Source organism: Nostoc sp. (assembly GCF_036918245.1).
Taxonomy (GTDB): Bacteria; Cyanobacteriota; Cyanobacteriia; order Cyanobacteriales; family Nostocaceae; genus Nostoc.
This window is the reverse complement of the sequence record NZ_JBALEF010000062.1, coordinates 1-16,798: the sequence shown is the minus strand read 5'-3', so window position 1 is coordinate 16,798 and position 16,798 is coordinate 1. Positions and strand designations below refer to the sequence as shown.

Annotated in this window: 14 protein-coding genes and 1 pseudogene; 8 read left to right on the top strand and 7 right to left on the bottom strand. The window is 41.7% G+C overall.

The window, feature by feature from the left end; translation table 11 throughout:
• Nucleotides 1-3: 3 nt before the first annotated feature.
• The 3 genes and pseudogenes from V7L12_RS33235 to ctpB form a co-directional block, all read right to left on the bottom strand.
• Nucleotides 4-213 (bottom strand): annotated as a pseudogene (locus V7L12_RS33235) (EAL domain-containing protein); the annotation flags it as partial.
• A 73-nt stretch (nt 214-286) separates the two neighbouring features.
• Complete coding sequence (locus V7L12_RS17660; RefSeq protein ID WP_335086102.1) at nt 287-1,276, bottom strand: glycosyltransferase; 990 nt, start codon at nt 1,274-1,276, stop codon at nt 287-289.
• Between the two features lie 148 nt (nt 1,277-1,424).
• Nucleotides 1,425-2,765, bottom strand: coding sequence for a carboxyl-terminal processing protease CtpB (gene ctpB, locus V7L12_RS17655; protein ID WP_335086100.1), 1,341 nt, complete (start codon nt 2,763-2,765; stop codon nt 1,425-1,427).
• Nucleotides 2,766-3,077: 312 nt separating this feature from the next.
• Here ctpB and V7L12_RS17650 point away from each other — a divergent pair, with 312 nt between their 5' ends.
• Entirely contained in the window at nt 3,078-3,776 is a 699-nt protein-coding gene (locus tag V7L12_RS17650; RefSeq protein ID WP_335086097.1) for a YdcF family protein, read from the top strand.
• Between the two features lie 316 nt (nt 3,777-4,092).
• Here V7L12_RS17650 and V7L12_RS17645 read toward each other — a convergent pair whose 3' ends face one another.
• Complete coding sequence (locus V7L12_RS17645) at nt 4,093-4,407, bottom strand: hypothetical protein (RefSeq protein ID WP_335086095.1); 315 nt, start codon at nt 4,405-4,407, stop codon at nt 4,093-4,095.
• A gap of 835 nt (nt 4,408-5,242) precedes the next feature.
• Here V7L12_RS17645 and V7L12_RS17640 point away from each other — a divergent pair.
• Nucleotides 5,243-6,439 (top strand): acyl-CoA dehydrogenase family protein, encoded by a 1,197-nt coding sequence (locus tag V7L12_RS17640; RefSeq protein WP_335086093.1) that lies wholly within the window; start codon nt 5,243-5,245, stop codon nt 6,437-6,439.
• A 225-nt stretch (nt 6,440-6,664) separates the two neighbouring features.
• Here V7L12_RS17640 and V7L12_RS17635 read toward each other — a convergent pair whose 3' ends face one another.
• The gene (locus V7L12_RS17635) at nt 6,665-7,867 is read right to left on the bottom strand and encodes a 3-dehydroquinate synthase (protein WP_335086091.1); all 1,203 of its coding nucleotides are present in this window, start codon (nt 7,865-7,867) and stop codon (nt 6,665-6,667) included.
• 472 nt (nt 7,868-8,339) lie between these two features.
• Between V7L12_RS17635 and V7L12_RS17630 the strand changes: the two genes are divergently transcribed.
• From V7L12_RS17630 to V7L12_RS17605, 6 genes are all read left to right on the top strand, one after another.
• Complete coding sequence (locus tag V7L12_RS17630) at nt 8,340-9,221, top strand: EboA family metabolite traffic protein (protein ID WP_335086089.1); 882 nt, start codon at nt 8,340-8,342, stop codon at nt 9,219-9,221.
• A 136-nt stretch (nt 9,222-9,357) separates the two neighbouring features.
• Complete coding sequence (locus tag V7L12_RS17625; RefSeq protein WP_335086087.1) at nt 9,358-10,266, top strand: TatD family hydrolase; 909 nt, start codon at nt 9,358-9,360, stop codon at nt 10,264-10,266.
• Nucleotides 10,267-10,375: 109 nt separating this feature from the next.
• A complete protein-coding gene (gene eboC, locus V7L12_RS17620; RefSeq protein ID WP_335086085.1) occupies nt 10,376-11,308 on the top strand; it encodes a UbiA-like protein EboC in 933 nt (310 codons plus the stop codon).
• Between the two features lie 145 nt (nt 11,309-11,453).
• Complete coding sequence (eboE, locus tag V7L12_RS17615) at nt 11,454-12,680, top strand: metabolite traffic protein EboE (RefSeq protein ID WP_335086083.1); 1,227 nt, start codon at nt 11,454-11,456, stop codon at nt 12,678-12,680.
• A gap of 15 nt (nt 12,681-12,695) precedes the next feature.
• Nucleotides 12,696-14,081, top strand: a complete 1,386-nt coding sequence (locus V7L12_RS17610; protein WP_335086081.1) for an alkaline phosphatase family protein — start codon at nt 12,696-12,698, stop codon at nt 14,079-14,081.
• Nucleotides 14,082-14,274: 193 nt separating this feature from the next.
• On the top strand, nt 14,275-15,768 hold the full coding sequence (locus V7L12_RS17605; RefSeq protein WP_335086079.1) for a catalase: 1,494 nt from the start codon (nt 14,275-14,277) through the stop codon (nt 15,766-15,768).
• A 118-nt stretch (nt 15,769-15,886) separates the two neighbouring features.
• Here the strand turns inward: V7L12_RS17605 and V7L12_RS17600 are convergent, their stop codons facing one another.
• Both V7L12_RS17600 and V7L12_RS17595 read right to left on the bottom strand, forming a co-directional pair.
• Complete coding sequence (locus tag V7L12_RS17600) at nt 15,887-16,255, bottom strand: hypothetical protein (protein WP_335086077.1); 369 nt, start codon at nt 16,253-16,255, stop codon at nt 15,887-15,889.
• A 215-nt stretch (nt 16,256-16,470) separates the two neighbouring features.
• The coding region (locus V7L12_RS17595; protein WP_335086074.1) for a tetratricopeptide repeat protein at nt 16,471-16,798 on the bottom strand (328 nt) is incomplete at its 5' end.

The following is a 16,798-nucleotide window of genomic DNA, read 5'->3' as shown; positions in this document are numbered from 1 at the left end:
CACACTAATCGGAAAGTTATAAAGACCACCTAATGAGGAGTAGCCTGTACCAAAGTCATCAATTGATAACTCAATGCCCATCTCTCGAAGTTGTAATATTGCGGCAGTTACCTTATCGCCATTTTCCACAATTGCGTTTTCAGTAATCTCTAGGATTAGAGTGCCAGCATCAAGGCCAGTTGAGTGCAAAATTTGCCCAATCTGCTCTATCAAATCCAGCTGAGAAAATTGCTTGACGGAGAGATTAACACTAAATACATCTAATCAGCAACGCCCTTTTTCTTCGTTACAGTCGAGCAATTATCTTGGCATTCTCTGGTAGCTTGGCGTCTCTTTGTCCAGCAGTACGCGCCCTAGCTGTGAACAAACCAATGGGAGTATTTAATAAATCTACAAGGGTGGCTTGACAAGCGATGCCTGCGGCGGGCTGCGCCAACGCCTTTTTAATATCTCTTGGTATTTCCTTCAAGAACCAACGTGCCAAACGATAGCCATATTCTTTGGGTGTCATCTCTCGCATTAAATCTACACCGTGCAGTTCGTGCAGATAGCGATTTGAACGTCCATAACGCCGCCATTGACTTTGTAGTTCTTGAAGTGTAGCGCGGTGGCGGTGCTGAACGATCGCATTTGGGGCAAATTCCAAACGCCCGATGTTTTCCCCCAAAATTCGCCAACAAATATCGGCATCGCCACCAGTAGTCAGATAGGGACGAAATAAACCCACTTTTTCTAAGGCAATGCGTCGAATCGCCAGATTAGCCGTTTGACCATAGGGACGAAAGGAATGGTTAAGAGTATGCTTTTGCGATAAAGTTTCTTGACGGTCTGCGTGTTGTTCTAGCAGAGTTGTGCCTGGCAGTGCCAAAATTTCACCAGCAACAATTACCACTTCTTTGTTGACAAAATGCTGTATTAATGCATTTAACCATTGCGGTTGTGGGCGACAATCTGCATCGGTAAAAACGATAATTTCACTCGTAGCGGCGCGAATCCCAGTATTACGAGCAGCGTAAGAGCTTTGAATTTGGGTTTCGCTCAAGGGGCGAATTGTAATTGGGCAATTTTCGGCAGATGTTTTGAGGATGGTGAGAGTGCGATCGCTACTGTTATTGTCCACCAACAAGTATTCTACCCGGTCTTTTGGGTAAGTTTGAGACAACAGACAATTGATTAACTTTGGTAAATCCGCCTCACCGTTATAAATAGGAACAACCACCGACACCATTGGTAAAAAGCTGGTGGTGGTGGTTGCATCAACTGGCTGATGATTCATAAATCTAAGATTTTGGAGATGGGATTAGTAGCTAGTATTCCCAAACCAAAATCCTGGAACGGCATATCAAGCAGTTTTCATAACTCCAAAAATCTGGATTTGGGAATACTACTATATAAACACCTGGTAACAAATCATTCGCGTCAATCTAAAATTTCAGGTTATCGGCGCGGCTCATCGGTCGAGTCGGTTGATTTGCTGGCGGCTGGGCAAAGTTGTTATTTGATAGAATTGCGATCGCTCGAGCATATTGGGGATCGCTCTTAGTTCCGATTAAATCTGGATTAGAAGCCAATTGACGCTCTTGTGCCTCTGTCAAGTCTAGCTTGATATCTGGTGTAATTCCTTTGTGGTTAATATCCGTTCCCGCCGGGGTATAGTAATGGGCAATGGTGACAGCCAAGCCGGAACCATCTGCGAGTTCATGAACTGACTGGACTAAGGCTTTGCCAAAGGTTTGACCACCCACGACTACCGCCCGCTTGTTATCCTTGAGCGCCCCTGTAAGGATTTCACTAGCACTAGCTGAATTACCATCCACTAAGACTGCCAAAGGACGATTTGTTAAAGCAGTACGATTGGCTTTAGTTTCCTCACTGCTGCCCACACGGTCTATTGTCTTGACAATTCCGCCGTTGTCATACCACATCCGAGCAATTTCAATACTCGCCTGCAACAAACCGCCAGGATTTCCCCGCAAATCTAAGACATAAGAATCAACTTTCTTAGTGTTCAAATCGCGGATGGCTCGTTGCATTTGGTCTGCGGCGTGGGCGCTAAATTCTCGTAAACGGATATAGCCAACGCGGCGGTTCCCTTCTTGTCTGAGGGTATAGCGTACTGTTGGGACTTCAATACTTGCCCTTGTCAGCTTCAAATCAAAGGCATTTTGGCCTGCGCGTCCCACTCGTATCTTGATGGGAGTACCCGCTTTGCCACGTATTAGCTTAGAAGCATCATCCACTTTCATTTTGAGAGTGGATTTGCCGTCAATTGCCAAAATTTCATCGCCTGCTTTGATCCCAGCTTTCAGCGCCGGAGAATTTTCTATAGCTTCGACAACGGTGAGCCGCTGAGTTTTTTCGTTCACTTCCATCCGAACGCCAATACCAGAGACTTCCCCAGATGTTTGGCTAGTCAGAGCTTCAAATTGTTGGGGGTCCATGAACCGAGTGTAAGGATCTCCCAACTTTTGTAAAGCTTCGCGGATGGCAGTGTATGCTTCTTCGCGAGAAGAGTAGTCTTTGCTCAACAGGCTTTGCCTGGTTGCTTGCCAATCTTGTTGATTAAATTTACCATCAACATATTCATGATTTACCAGTTGCCAAACTTGGTCAACTATCACTTTTGGGCTGTCTTGCAGGGCTAGAGCAGCACGGACACCACGAGTCCAAGCGGGGCCGAACACGGACATGGTAGCAGTTGTGGCGATCGCTCCACCAATCAAGGCTACTTGGAGCGGTGAGTAACTTTTCGCAGATTGGTTCATGTATACTTCGCTGGAATAATTGTGTTGTTGACAGTTTAGCAATCAGGCTTTCCAGAAATTTTTAAGTTTTTATACCCCAGAATTAACTATGCTTATTCATCATTTTTATCCTTAAATGATGCCAAAAGTGCCGCATTAGTTATTAACAATCATTTCTCACTTTGCTAGTCTTCTCCGGAAGGCTATACTGAGCGTGTGACACTTTAATTAGCGTCATGTTTGCATTTTAGATTACTTTTATAAGATAGCACTTTGCTCATTCAATTGCAGTATTGTTAAACAGCAGTAAAATCAGCTTTTCTTACTTAAGTCATGAAACGCAAATTTACCATCAAATCATTAATTTCTACTAAAAAAAAATTTACTAATCTGTGGCAATTGTTACAAAAACTAACTCGTGTATTCTATGTTGTCCTGGGTGTTTGGCTGATTTTTACTACTATAACCTTAGTTTTTGCTTCTTCGCAGCCAGTAGATGCCTTCTTTGTGCTTGGTGGCAGTATTCGTCGAGAAACTTATGTTGCTCAACAGGCAAAACAATACCCACAAACCCCAATTTTAATTTCTCATGGTTCCCCAGATCCCTGTATACGGTTAATTTTTCAGGCGGAATTAGCAGAGTTACAAAACGTTTGGTTAGAAAACTGCGCAAATTCTACCTTTGAAAATTTTTATTATAGTATTCCAATTTTGCGCCGTTGGGGAGTGCATAAAGTCATGTTGATTACCTCGACAAGTCATTTACCCAGAGCTAAATGGATGGCACAGATTCTTTTAGGCGCTCATGGTATTTGGGTAGAGCCAGAGATTGTTCAAGAATTGGGTATTCCTGGTAATCATGAATCTTGGACTAAAACTGGATTAGATGTAACACGCAGCTTATTTTGGGCGATTTTAAGTCAAATTATTCAACCGCAATGCTCAAATGTCACAAAACTTACCGATGTAGATATGCAAGCTTGGGAGCATCGAGGTTTTCATTGTGAACACCAAGGAGGGCTGAAGAGATAACTTACTCGTATGCGTCCACATGCAAATTATCTTGACTATTTGCTCGGATTCGATGACTTCATATACCAACCGATGCTGTATATTTATCCTCCGAGAATAAGCACTTGATAAGTCCCAACCAGCTTTTCATCAGGTGGAGGATTTTGAAAAGGATTTTCTTCAAGGGCTGCGAGTAATTCCTCGGCCTTTTCCTTTAAGTTACTATAAGCTCATTTCTTCGCGTCCTTTTGCACTTGTTTTGTGTAAATCAACCTCCAACTTGCTCCTTCGGGATTTAGAAGTGGCTCCTCAAGAGCTTGCTGACTCACCAATCCAACTATCCAACATCCCAAAAACAACACATATATCGTTGAATTTGTTGGAAATTGTTACCTATGAATTGGGTAACAGGTTTTTCCGATGAACCTCCATCATGCTTAACTTTGAAATAATAAGGATCGTCATCAAAAATCTTTCCTGCTTTTAAAGCAAGTTTGATTGCGATCGCTTCCTCAGAGGAGATTGTGCAAAAAATTTGGTGGTTGTAGATGACGTAGCTATAAATATCAGATGAAAGCGCAAGTAAACTAATAATTTCCTGCTGTAGAGGGTTTAATCTAACGCATCTATAATGGGCGAGAGAATCGACCACCTAAAGCCACTGAACTACTTGGAGTCGGAATGTCACCAGATGCAGCAGATTAGCCATCGCATTAACAGACTACGGGACGGTGGCAAGCTAGAAGAACCATTCTAGGCAGTTTTGAAGTGTTTGGGAGAGTTGAAACGCCCATATTTGACTGAGTTGGAGGAAAGGCTGTTGAGTGTGATAGAGAAAGAATACGGGGTTACAGATTAAAATATTATGCTTAACGCCTTACGGCATCAAAGGTTTGGTCAGTATAGGCAAATTATTCAGTACTGATAAAGAATTGACAAGTTAATCAAAGGATTCTTCATTGCGATCGCAGTTTACATGCCGTAAATTTTAAAACTGTTAGAAGATATTTAGTTAACTTTTTGTTTCCACAACATTTGAATTGTCTCTTTTCTAAAATAAGTTATATAAGTTACACAAATCAGGAAGTTTTTGGAATAATAAGATATTTAATAAAATTGAATTTGAGGATTTTATAAAACTTAAAAATTTTGGAAAATTGAGGTTTTAAATGGTACTGTGCTTATTCAACATATAGCTGGTTTAACTAGTTTTCACTTCAATTAATATTTGCTTAGATGCAGTGATAGCAACAGCACAGACCATATATACCTTTACTGGCAATTATCGCACTAATGTTAACATTCATCTGATATCAGACAATATTTTACAAATATTGGAGATAAATGTGAGTACAGCCGAATGGATTCTAAAACTATTTTATCTATTTATATACAAAGATTATCTAGGCAAATGCGGTTACAAAATTTAGTTTTTAATACCTGGAACAAAACTAGATATTGGCGATATGGGAAAAAAAGGATAAGACATGATTGACTTCAACCTGACTCAAGAACAGCAGATATTGCAAATACAAGCTCGTGAGTTTGCCCAAAATGAAATTCAGCCTATTGTTCGTATAATCGAAGAGTCTAACAATCTAGAGATAGAACCTTGGGAATTTTGCCAAAATTTGTTCTATAAGGGATCTGAATTAGGATTTACATCCTTGATGCTTCCAGAAAAGTTAGGAGGTCTGGGGCGAAAGTGTATAGATTTGGCTATAGTCTTGGAAGAAATAGGCGTTGTGGATGTCAGCATTGCTTGTAGTTATTTTAATCTCACCGCAGCAATGTCACTGTTTGTCACTAGGGCAGCAACCACAGAACAACAAAAACGAATACTATCTTTTGTCAATTCCGGAAAACCCCATCTGTTCAGCGCCGCAGAGAGTGAACCTAATGTCGCTACCTCTGATATGTTCTGCGCGCTCCCAGACTCCAATATTGGGATGAAGACCTTTGCAGCGCGTGAGGGCAATACATACATCCTTAATGGGACAAAATCCTCGTTAGTCACAAATGCTGGAATTGCGGATGCCTACTTCATTATTGCCCGTACAGCAATGGATAAACCATTGCGCGAAAGTTTGTCTATCTTTTTCGTTCCAACAGAGACACCTGGGATTAAGTTTGGCAAAAAGACACAGATGATTGGTTGGAAAGCCTCTCATCATGCTGAGATTAGCCTAGATAACGTCCCAGTCCCTGCACAAAATCTGATTGGACAAGAAGGAGAAGCCGGAAAACTACTAATGTTGCTTCCAGAAGTAGCTATTGGGCTGGCAGCTTCTTATGTTGGTTTGGCTCGTGCTGCTTATGAGTATGCTTTGAGTTATGCCAAGCAAAGAGTCAGTTGGGGTCGTCCGATTATCGAACATCAGGCAGTGGCTTTAAAATTAGCGGATATGATGATTAACACCCAGGCTGCACGACTGGTGGTATGGGATGCAGCAGTTACAGCAGAAACTTCTCCCCAACTTGCCGCCACAATCAAAGCACCAGCCGCCAAGACTTTTGCAGTGGATGTTGCAATCAAAAACGCACAAACAGCCGTTGAAATTCTTGGGGGCTATGGAGTGACAAAAGAGTGCTTGGCTGGCAAGTTTCTTGCCGATGCAACTATCGGTTATTCCTGTGACTTTACGCGAGAAATCTTGCGTCTGGGGATCGTGAACTTTTTGTAATAGATTGAGGGGTAGCTAGTTACTTCCAATAGCGGGCGTGCCAGGACAATACTCAGAGGTTTCTTAGGAGACATCGCTTGTGTTGATTAAACCTCTTGCAAAAGTCCCTAACACCCCACCCCCAACCCCTCCCCGCTTGCGGGGAGGGGAGACAAAGCGTAGCTTTGGCGGGGTGGGGTTCTTATTTTGGATTTATGCAAGAGGTCTATTGCATTCAAAGGAGAATTAATGCAAAAGTTCCCAATCTTGCAGCATCAAAATAGCATCTCTATACAAAGACAAATCCACCTGATGAACTTCTATTCCTTCTCCGATTCCTTGTATAAGGGTGATTGTTAATTTTCCTCCCAAGTGTTCGCGGAACTCGGTAAGTCCCCTAAATAGACAATGCGGATGGTCTAGTCGATCTAATTGCTCTGTTAATGCCGATACATACAAAGTAAAACCTAATTTATTGAGTGTAGTTAGAACCATTTGCCACTCAGATTGCAAGAGTTTACCTGTTAAATATGAATAGGTCGTGTCCAAAGCAATGCCGATCGCTACAGCTTCCCCATGACGTAGGCTGTAATTAGTTAAATGCTCTAGTTTGTGAGCAGCCCAGTGTCCAAAATCTAAAGGACGCGATGAACCCATTTCAAAGGGATCGCCACTACCAGCGATATGCTCTAAATGCAACTGGGAACAGCGATAGATTAACCTTTCCATTATGTCCATGTCTCGATTAACCAATTTCTCGGCATTAGTCATAATGAAATCGAAGAAATCTGCATCTTTAATCAACGCTACTTTCACTGCTTCTGCAATACCCGATCGCCAATCTCGATCGTCGAGGCTAGTAAGAAAATCAAAGTCATTCAAGACGGCATAAGGTGGCATGAATGTACCCAAAAAGTTTTTCTTACCGAAGGCATTGATACCGTTTTTTACTCCTACACCCGAATCATTTTGCCCTAATACTGTTGTCGGTACTCGTAGCAGTCGAATTCCTCGGTGAGCCGTTGTTGCTGCGTATCCTGCCATGTCTAGGACGGCTCCACCTCCAATTGCTAAAACGTAGGAGTGACGGCACAATCCAGCTGCATTGATCCGCTGATGAATTTGCTCTATAAATCTAGAATCGTTCTTGACTGCTTCTCCACCTGGAACTATTATCGGCTCACCGCTCAGTGTTAGTACATCTTGATAACATTGAGCATAGACTGATAATTTTTTTAACAGCCCATCTTGATACTGTAAAAATCCTCCATCTACCACCGCTAATACTTGTTTTGGGGTTGTCTCTCCATCTGCGGCGATCGCTTGTGCCAGTAAAGGATTATCTAACTGAAACAGACCTCTAGTGAAGTGAACATCATAATTGAAGGTAACACGGACGCATTGGTTAATTGGTTGCAGATTCAGAGCGCTTTTTTGTTGAATAATCATTTGAATATTATTGTTTTTAAGTAACTGTAAATAGATATACTCCTGCAATTTAAATTTATCCAAAAATAGGCATAATAAGTTCACTAAGTAATTCAAGCTTGAAAAGAATTACTAGATAAATCTATTTACTCAATTCATGATACTTTGAAGTGTCTTTGCCTAGCGGATAAAGTTAAAAATAACATTAACGTATAATTTTTATTGCTGTCTATATTTCATATCTGAGGTTAGTAATGGAGATCCTTCTTACATAAAATTCTAATTTTTTCCGTAAGATAATTTTAGGATTTATCTAATCAAAATGGTATCTTTACAGTATCTTCTTTAAAGTCAGGATATTTTTATAGATTCAGTGAAGTTATGATCTCAGTCGTATATTATCTAACTGCTTCAAACCCCAAAAATCAAGTTTAGTGGTATATTTTATACTTGGTTGTCACAAAAAAGTTGGGCAACTTATCCTGAATTTATCATGAGTAAAGTAAACCAATTACTGCATCACTGGCTGTTAAAGTCTGTTTCAGAAAAAGCTTTTACTTGGTTGTTACAAAAGCAGGCACAGATTGCTAGCGGCGCTGCTGAGAGAGTGTTTTTTACGGCTTTTAGTGCTGTGCCGCGTTATTTAGGTAAACAGGATTTGCAACTAACATTCCAGGACTTGGAAGCAGCAGAGGATGTGATTCCCGGCTGGTATCCTGGTAATTGGAGTGTAGATCAAGCAGGTCGCACACTTTTGCTTTTAGCATTGCCTCACGATGATCCCCAAGGCTATGTGCGATCGCTCGATCGAGTTTTCTCTACTGCCGATATGGGGGAATTAGTTGTCCTTTATCAAAGTTTGCCGTTATTACCACACCCAGAGTTACATCGCCATCGTACTGCTGAGGGAATTCGCAGCAATATGAGCAATGTATTCCAAGCCATAGCACTACGTAACCCTTATCCAGCGAATTATTTAGATAATGCTGCTTGGAATCAGATGGTGCTGAAGGCTGTGTTTGTCGGCAGTCCCCTGCATCTAATTTGGGGTTTAGATCGGCGTGCTAATCCTGAATTGGCGAGAATGTTGGCAGACTATGCCCATGAACGTTGGGCAGCTAAACGCACAGTTACGCCAGAACTTTGGCGGCCTGTAGGACGGTTTGCCGATAGCGCCATCATCACAGATTTGGAAAAAGTACTGGTTAATGGGGATATACACGAACAAGAAGCAGCAGCCTTAGCTTGTGCTGAGTCTCCTTTACCCCAAGCGCAAGCATTACTTTCTCATTACCCAGATTTACAGTCATCCATTCAACAAGGTAATCTGACTTGGAGCAGTTTTAGCCGCGATCGCCTCTTTGTTTACAAATGAAAAGGAGTGGGGACTGGGTACTGGGAAAAAATTATTTTAATCCTAATCCCCAATCCCCATTACCCCTTATCCCCAGAGGGGGCCCCACCTTCCCCAATCCCCAATCCCTAATCCCCAATCCCCAATCATTAAAACCATGATGTTTATCGATCCTCACATTCACATGTGTTCGCGTACTACTTACGATTACTTAGTAATGCGTGAATATGGAATTGTCGCCGTTATTGAACCAGCCTTTTGGTTAGGACAACCCCGAACTAACGCTGGCTCATTTAAAGACTATTTCAGTAGTCTTGTGGGCTGGGAACGATTTCGTGCTAGTCAGTTTGGCATCCAACACTATTGCACAATCGGCTTAAATCCGAAAGAAGCTAATAATGAAGCGCTAGCAACTGAAGTTATGGAACTGCTACCACTTTACGCCTGTAAAGAAGGAGTTGTTGCCATTGGTGAAATTGGCTATGACGATATGACAGAAGCAGAAGATAAGTACTTTTGTCAACAGTTAGAATTAGCCAAAGAACTCGATAGTTTGGTACTAATTCATACTCCTCACCGTAACAAGAAGGCGGGTGCTAGTCGAAGTATGGATCGTTGTATTGAATATGGCTTAGATCCTTCACAAGTAGTTATCGATCACAACAACGAAGAAACTGTTGAAGAAGTATTAGGACGGGGTTTTTGGGCGGCTTTCACAATTTACCCACAGACGAAGATGGGTAACGCTAGGATGGTTGAAGTTGTCCGTAAGTATGGACGCGATCGCATCATTGTAGATAGTAGTGCTGATTGGGGTATTAGCGATCCTTTGGCAGTCCCCAAAACGGCTCAGTTGATGTTAGATAGGGGTATTCTTGAAGAACATGTGCGAGCAGTCTGTTATGAAAACGCCCTAGCTGCTTACAGTCAAACTGGGCAGATGAAAGCTTCAGATTGGCTCAATCCTCAATCTATCGATCAACGTCAGTTGTTCAGTGGTAATTCTGTGCTGCGGGGACAAGAACCAGGAATCAAATCAGTTTCAGATTTTGTGTTGATTGAGTAGAAATTTGGGGGTGGAGAGTGGGGAGTGAGAAAAAGGAATTGCATAAATATCTGATTCATCTGTAGTATGCAGTTTATTTTGAGAAATTACTAGGCATGGAGGCAGATAAGTGAATGTTGCAAGCTTAAATTTTCAAGGCCGGCGGGGTTATCTGGAATTGATGCGTCCTGCTAATATTGTTACTGCTTGGGCGGATATTCTTCTTGGTTTTGCTGCTTCTGGCTCTGGAATAATTTTTACTAAATTAATTAATGGCGAAGCAACTTTTGCCATCCTAATTCCATTAGCTTGGTTGTTGTTAGCTACAACTGGTTTATACGGCGGTGGGGTAGTTTTTAATGATGTTTTCGATGCCGAATTAGATGCAAAAGAGCGACCAAATAGAGCAATTCCTAGTGGTCGCGTATCTCGTCAAAATGCTACTTTATTGGGGAGTCTACTGTTTGTAATCGGGATTATAGCTGCATTTCAAGTATCATTGTTGAGTGCTGCGATCGCTATTTTTATCACTCTTTCATGCCTCCTCTATAACTCACTCGCCAAACATCATCCTTTTTTCGGCCCTTTAAATATGGGTTTGTGTCGTGGCAGTAACTTATTATTAGGTGTAAGTGCTGTACCAGAAATCATCGGAGAACGTTGGTATTTAGCGCTGATTCCTATTCTTTATATTGCTGCTATCACCGCAATTAGTCAGGGTGAAGTTCACGGAGGTAAGAAGATTACGGGAGTACTCGCACTACTGCTAATTGCAATAGTTTTGACAGCAGTTTTAGCTTTAGGATTCTTAAAAGAGTATACAGCGATCGCAGCCCTACCATTCGCTATTTTATTAGCTATCCGAATCTTGCCTAACTTTATCACAGCTGCGCGGGAACCGATAGCCGAAAATATCCGAAATGCTGTGAAAATAGGCGTTTTATCTCTAATAGTCTTAGATGCAACCGTTGCATCTGGTTTTGCTGGTTTGTATTACGGTTTATTAGTTCTAATCTTGCTACCAATTTCGATGAAGTTAGCAAAAGTCTTTGCTGTGACTTAAATTTGAATGTGTACACTCAGTAATACGATTAATCGGCTGTAGGGGCGCATAAATGTGCGCCTCTACCCATGAATATGTAGCAAGTATTTTGTGAAACTTAAGCCCAAGAAAACAGATTACAATATACAAGGAATAGAGCTAGAAAATGAAAATTACAAACAACAATAATTTTCACTTAACTTATTGCAGCAATATTCATCCTGGTGAAAGTTGGCTAGAGGTTTTCACCAATTTAGAAAACTATATTCCCAAACTCAAATCACGTTTATCGCCTACAGAACCTTTTGGTATTGGCTTGAGATTAGCAGATGTTGCCGCCAAACAACTTTTAGAAAGTAATAACTTAGCTCAATTTCAAGCTTGGCTGACTCAAGAAGATTTATATGTTTTCACCTTAAACGGATTCCCTTATGGCGGATTCCATCGACAGGTGGTAAAAGACCAAGTTTATGCACCAGATTGGTCTACACAAGAACGGGTTAATTATACATTAAACTTAGCAAAAATTTTAGCTGCTCTGTTACCCGAAGGACTTGATGGCGGAATTTCTACACTACCATTATCCTATAAACCTTGGTGGGTAAAAGACCAAGCAACTTTCGAGATGGTTCGGAAAAAGAGTTGTTTGAATATAGCATCAGTTGTTGTAGAAATGATTCGCATCAGCGAAGAAACAGGCAAGATACTTCATATTGATTTAGAACCTGAGCCTGATGGTTTAATTGAAAATACCTCAGAAGTAATTGATTTCTATCAAAATTGGTTATTGCCAATAGGTGGTAGTTATTTATCAGAAAAATTACATATCGAGCCGGATTTAGCAGAGACTAAATTACTAGAACACGTTCGGATTTGCTATGATACCTGCCATTTTTCAGTTGAATATGAGCAGCCACAATCTGTATTTACGCGTTTGCAATCGGTAGGTATTAAGATTGGGAAAATTCAAATCAGCGCTGCAATTAAAGTAAAAATACCTGCTGAGGTTGAGAAGCGGAGTTTGATAGTTGAACGCTTACGTCCTTTTGCAGAATCTACCTATCTTCACCAGGTAATCGAACGTAGCAACGATGGTACACTCCATCATTATCCTGACTTGATAACTGCATTACCACATTTGGAGCAATCTTTAGCTGAAGAATGGCGCACTCACTTTCATGTGCCAATTTTTATTCATGATTATCAAATTTTGCAATCTACCCAAGATGATATTGCTACTGTTTTGCATCTACTTCAGACAAACGATGCTTGCTCCCATTTAGAAATTGAGACTTACACTTGGGATGTATTGCCATCAGAAATGAAGATAGATTTGCTGACTTCTATTCAGCGTGAATATGAGTGGGTATTAAAAGAATTTGCCGCAAATTAAGAAGGAACTAAGTTTATGAAAAAAACAGTTATTCTAAATGTCGTGGGATTAACGCCTAGCTTACTAGGAGAAAATACGCCGTTTTTATCTTCTTGGGCGGCTAAAGGGCAAGTGGTTCCCATCAAAAAAGTGCTACCTGCTGTAACTTGTTCTGTTCAAGCCACTTATTTAACAGGAAAATTGCCTGATGAACATGGAATTGTCGCTAATGGTTGGTACTTCCGCGATGAATGCGAAGTGAAGTTTTGGCGACAATCTAATAAACTCGTACAGGCTCCCAAAGTTTGGGAAATAGCTAAATCAATCGATCCAAACTTCACTTGTGCCAACCTTTTTTGGTGGTACAATATGTATTCTTCAGTAGATTATGCGATTACGCCGCGTCCGATGTATCCCGCAGATGGGCGAAAATTACCTGATATTTATACCCATCCTAGTGATGTGCGATCGCAAATTCAATCTGATTTAGGAAATTTCCCTCTGTTCGATTTCTGGGGGCCAAAAACTACCATTAGTTCTAGCCAATGGATTGCCAATTCAGCAAAATGGATTGAGGAACGTTATAGCCCGACATTATCACTAGTTTATCTACCACATTTAGATTACTGTCTGCAAAAATTTGGTAACAATCAAACACAGATTCAAGCAGATTTGCGAGAAATTGATGCTGTTTGTGGCGATTTAATTGAATATTTTCAAGCACGTAATACTCAGGTAGTTATTCTTTCTGAATATGGCATTACGCCAGTTTCTCAAGCTGTAGATTTAAACCGCGTATTACGGGAAAATGGTTTAATTGCTGTGCGAGAAGAATTAGGGCGAGAACTGCTTGATTTTGGTGCTAGCATTGCCTTTGCCGTTGCTGATCACCAAATTGCTCATATATATGTGAACGATCCGGCGTATATACCGAAAGTGCGATCGCTTTTAGAAGCGACTGAAGGCGTAGCGCAGGTATTGGATGACGAAGGTAAACAAGCTTACCATCTTGCTCATCCTAGATCGGGTGAGTTGGTAGCGATCGCTCAATCTGACGCTTGGTTTACCTATTATTATTGGCTTGATGATGCCAAAGCGCCTGATTTTGCTAGAACTGTAGATATCCACCGCAAACCTGGTTACGATCCTGTAGAACTTTTCCTCGATCCGCAAATAAAATTTCCTCAAGGAAAAATTGCTCTCAAGTTACTTAAGAAACAACTGGGTTTTCGCTACCTGATGGATGTGATTCCTCTGGATGCTTCTCTGGTGCGTGGTTCTCACGGTAACATCACCACTTCTCCATCTGAAGGGCCTTTATTTATCACCCATCAAACTCACCTGGTTGACGAACATCAAATTGAGGCGACAGATGTTTGCTCCTTGATTCTCAAACATTTAGATATCTCAAAGGCAGCATAGAGGCAATATATAGCCTCTATATATATCCTCCCAAAAAAAAATTTGTTGTAATTCATAATCATATTGAGTATGCTTTAAATATAAACTCGTTATGACTATGAATTAGTTCACTCTGTCAGTGAATATTCGTTTATCTACTGATTAAAATGTACTGTGGCCAATCTGAGTAACTTAATGGAGAGCTTCTTAACCCATGACTGAACCCCAAAGATTGACAACTGCTGACGGTATTCCTGTTGCTGATAATCAGAATTCACTCACGGCTGGATCGCGCGGGCCTTTATTAATACAGGATTTTCACCTCTTAGAAAAGCTGGCTCATTTCAACAGAGAACGTATTCCTGAAAGAGTTGTTCACGCTAAAGGTGCGGCTGCTCACGGTACTTTTACTGTCACGAATGACATCAGCCGCTACAGTAAAGCTAAACTTTTTTCTGAACTTGGCAAGAAAACGGAAGTTCTTCTGCGCTTTTCTACAGTCGGGGGAGAAAAAGGTTCAGCAGATGCCGAGCGTGACCCTAGAGGCTTTGCCATCAAGTTCTACACTGAAGAGGGCAACTGGGATATTACAGGTAACAATACCCCTATTTTCTTCATCCGCGACCCGCTGAAGTTTCCTGATTTCATCCATACCCAAAAGCGCAATCCCCAAACCAATTGCAAAGACCATAATGCAAGGTGGGATTTTTGGTCACTCAGTCCAGAATCGCTTCACCAGGTGACGATTCTGTTTTCAGACCGAGGAATTCCGAAAACCTTTCGACACATGGATGGCTTTGGTAGCCACACCTTCAGTTTAATTAATGCTGAAGGCGATCGCGTCTGGTGCAAATTTCACTTTAAGACTCTGCAAGGGCATCAAACCTTGACAGAGGAAGAATCCGCTAAGATTAAGGGCGAAGATCCAGATCATGCAACTCACGATCTGTTTGAAGCGATCGCTCAAGGAGATTATCCTAAGTGGCGGATGTCTATTCAGGTAATGACTGAGGAGCAAGCAGCCAAACATCCAGATAATCCCTTTGACTTGACCAAAGTTTGGAAGCACTCAGATTATCCTTTAATCGAAGTCGGGATATTGGAGCTAAATCGGAACCCTGAGAATTATTTTGCCGAAGTAGAGCAAGCCGCTTTTAGCCCTAGTGCAGTGGTTCCGGGCGTTAGTTTCTCTCCAGACAAAATGCTGCAAGCTCGCATCTTTTCTTACCCAGATGCTCAACGGTATCGCTTGGGTGCTAACTATCAGCAACTACCTGTCAACCAGCCCAAATGTCCAGTGATGCATTATCAGCGAGATGGCTTTATGGCGCCGGGGAACAACCACGGTAGCGCTCCTAACTATGAACCGAATAGTACTGAGGGTACGCCTAAAGAAAATCCAGCTTATGCAGAACCACCTAGTCATTTGGGCGATGTTACAGTTGATCGTTACAGTCATCGTGAAGGAAACGACGATTACACCCAAGCAGGTAATCTGTATCGGTTAATGACTCCTGAGCAGCAAGAGCGTCTTGCTGATAATATTGTTGGCAGTCTCTCTCAAGCGAGACAGGATATCCAAATGCGCCAACTTTGCCACTTCTTCCGGGCAGATATTTCTTATGGTCGTCGTGTAGCTGAGGGATTGGGAATTTCAATCGATCCTTCAATGTTTTCTGCGATCGCTGAACCTGTAGGTAGCTGGTAGCCTCATTCATGGTAGGGGCGCAAGGCCTTGCGCCCCTACTAACGCACCGAAAACCTAGATACTGGGTTACGTACTTAAGCTAGATTCAGATCCCCGATTTCTTGAAGAAGTCGGGGATTTAATAAATGAAAACAGACTCGTTGACGGAGCTAAAATACTCGTCAACGGAGATAAAATACTCGTTGACGGAGCTAAAAGCCTCGTTGACGGAGATAAAATACTCGTTAACGGAGCTAAAATACTCGCTGACGGAGCTAAAATACTTGCTGACGGAGCTAAAATACTCGTTGACGGAGCTAAAATACTCGTTGACGGAGCTAAAATACTCGTTGACGGAGATAAAATACTCGTTGACGGAGATAAAATACTCGTTGACGGAGATAAAAGCCTCGTTGACGGAGATAAAATACTCGTTGACGGAGATAAAATACTCGTTGACGGAGTTCAGAGGCTCATTAAGTAGATAAACAAAAATATTTACAGTCATTGCGATCGCTCCCTTCACAAAGCATATCGCAGAGAAGTAGTTCTAGGCGTTGCGATCGCTTTATTTCGCTTCACTGCATTTGCAATGACATTGTGTAATTAATTATGTTGCCTACTTATTAGACTGGGATTTGAATCCCAGGTGGGTAATGCAGCCGGTGCAGATTATCTAAATTACTGAAACCAACGCCAGATAAAAGCAACCATTCTCCTGAATCAAGGCTGACGATTCCGCCGCAAGTATTCTAGATTTTCACGGCAGGTTATTGTATTGGGATGATTTGCCCCCAGCAGGCGTTTTCTCATCGCCAAAGCTTCGATTAACAAAGGTTCGGCATCGCTGTACCTTCCCTGTGATTTGTAGAAGAGTGCCAAATTGTTCAGGCTAGTTGCCACTGAGGGGTGTTCATCCCCCAGCAGGCGTTTTCTCATCGCCAAAGCTTCGATGTACAAAGGTTCGGCATCGCTGTACCTTCCCTGTGATTTGTAGAAGAGTGCCAAATTGTTCAGGCTAGTTGCCACTGAGGGGTGTTCATCCCCCAGC

Bases quoted from the DNA above. Each gene is read 5' to 3' on its own strand.
- V7L12_RS17660 (WP_335086102.1), bottom strand. From the start codon at position 1,276: ATGAATCATCAGCCAGTTGATGCAACCACCACCACCAGCTTTTTACCA.
- ctpB (WP_335086100.1), bottom strand. From the start codon at position 2,765: ATGAACCAATCTGCGAAAAGTTACTCACCGCTCCAAGTAGCCTTGATT.
- V7L12_RS17650 (WP_335086097.1), top strand. From the start codon at position 3,078: ATGAAACGCAAATTTACCATCAAATCATTAATTTCTACTAAAAAAAAA.
- V7L12_RS17640 (WP_335086093.1), top strand. From the start codon at position 5,243: ATGATTGACTTCAACCTGACTCAAGAACAGCAGATATTGCAAATACAA.
- V7L12_RS17635 (WP_335086091.1), bottom strand. From the start codon at position 7,867: ATGATTATTCAACAAAAAAGCGCTCTGAATCTGCAACCAATTAACCAA.
- V7L12_RS17630 (WP_335086089.1), top strand. From the start codon at position 8,340: ATGAGTAAAGTAAACCAATTACTGCATCACTGGCTGTTAAAGTCTGTT.
- V7L12_RS17625 (WP_335086087.1), top strand. From the start codon at position 9,358: ATGATGTTTATCGATCCTCACATTCACATGTGTTCGCGTACTACTTAC.
- eboE (WP_335086083.1), top strand. From the start codon at position 11,454: ATGAAAATTACAAACAACAATAATTTTCACTTAACTTATTGCAGCAAT.
- V7L12_RS17610 (WP_335086081.1), top strand. From the start codon at position 12,696: ATGAAAAAAACAGTTATTCTAAATGTCGTGGGATTAACGCCTAGCTTA.
- V7L12_RS17605 (WP_335086079.1), top strand. From the start codon at position 14,275: ATGACTGAACCCCAAAGATTGACAACTGCTGACGGTATTCCTGTTGCT.
- V7L12_RS17600 (WP_335086077.1), bottom strand. From the start codon at position 16,255: ATGACTGTAAATATTTTTGTTTATCTACTTAATGAGCCTCTGAACTCC.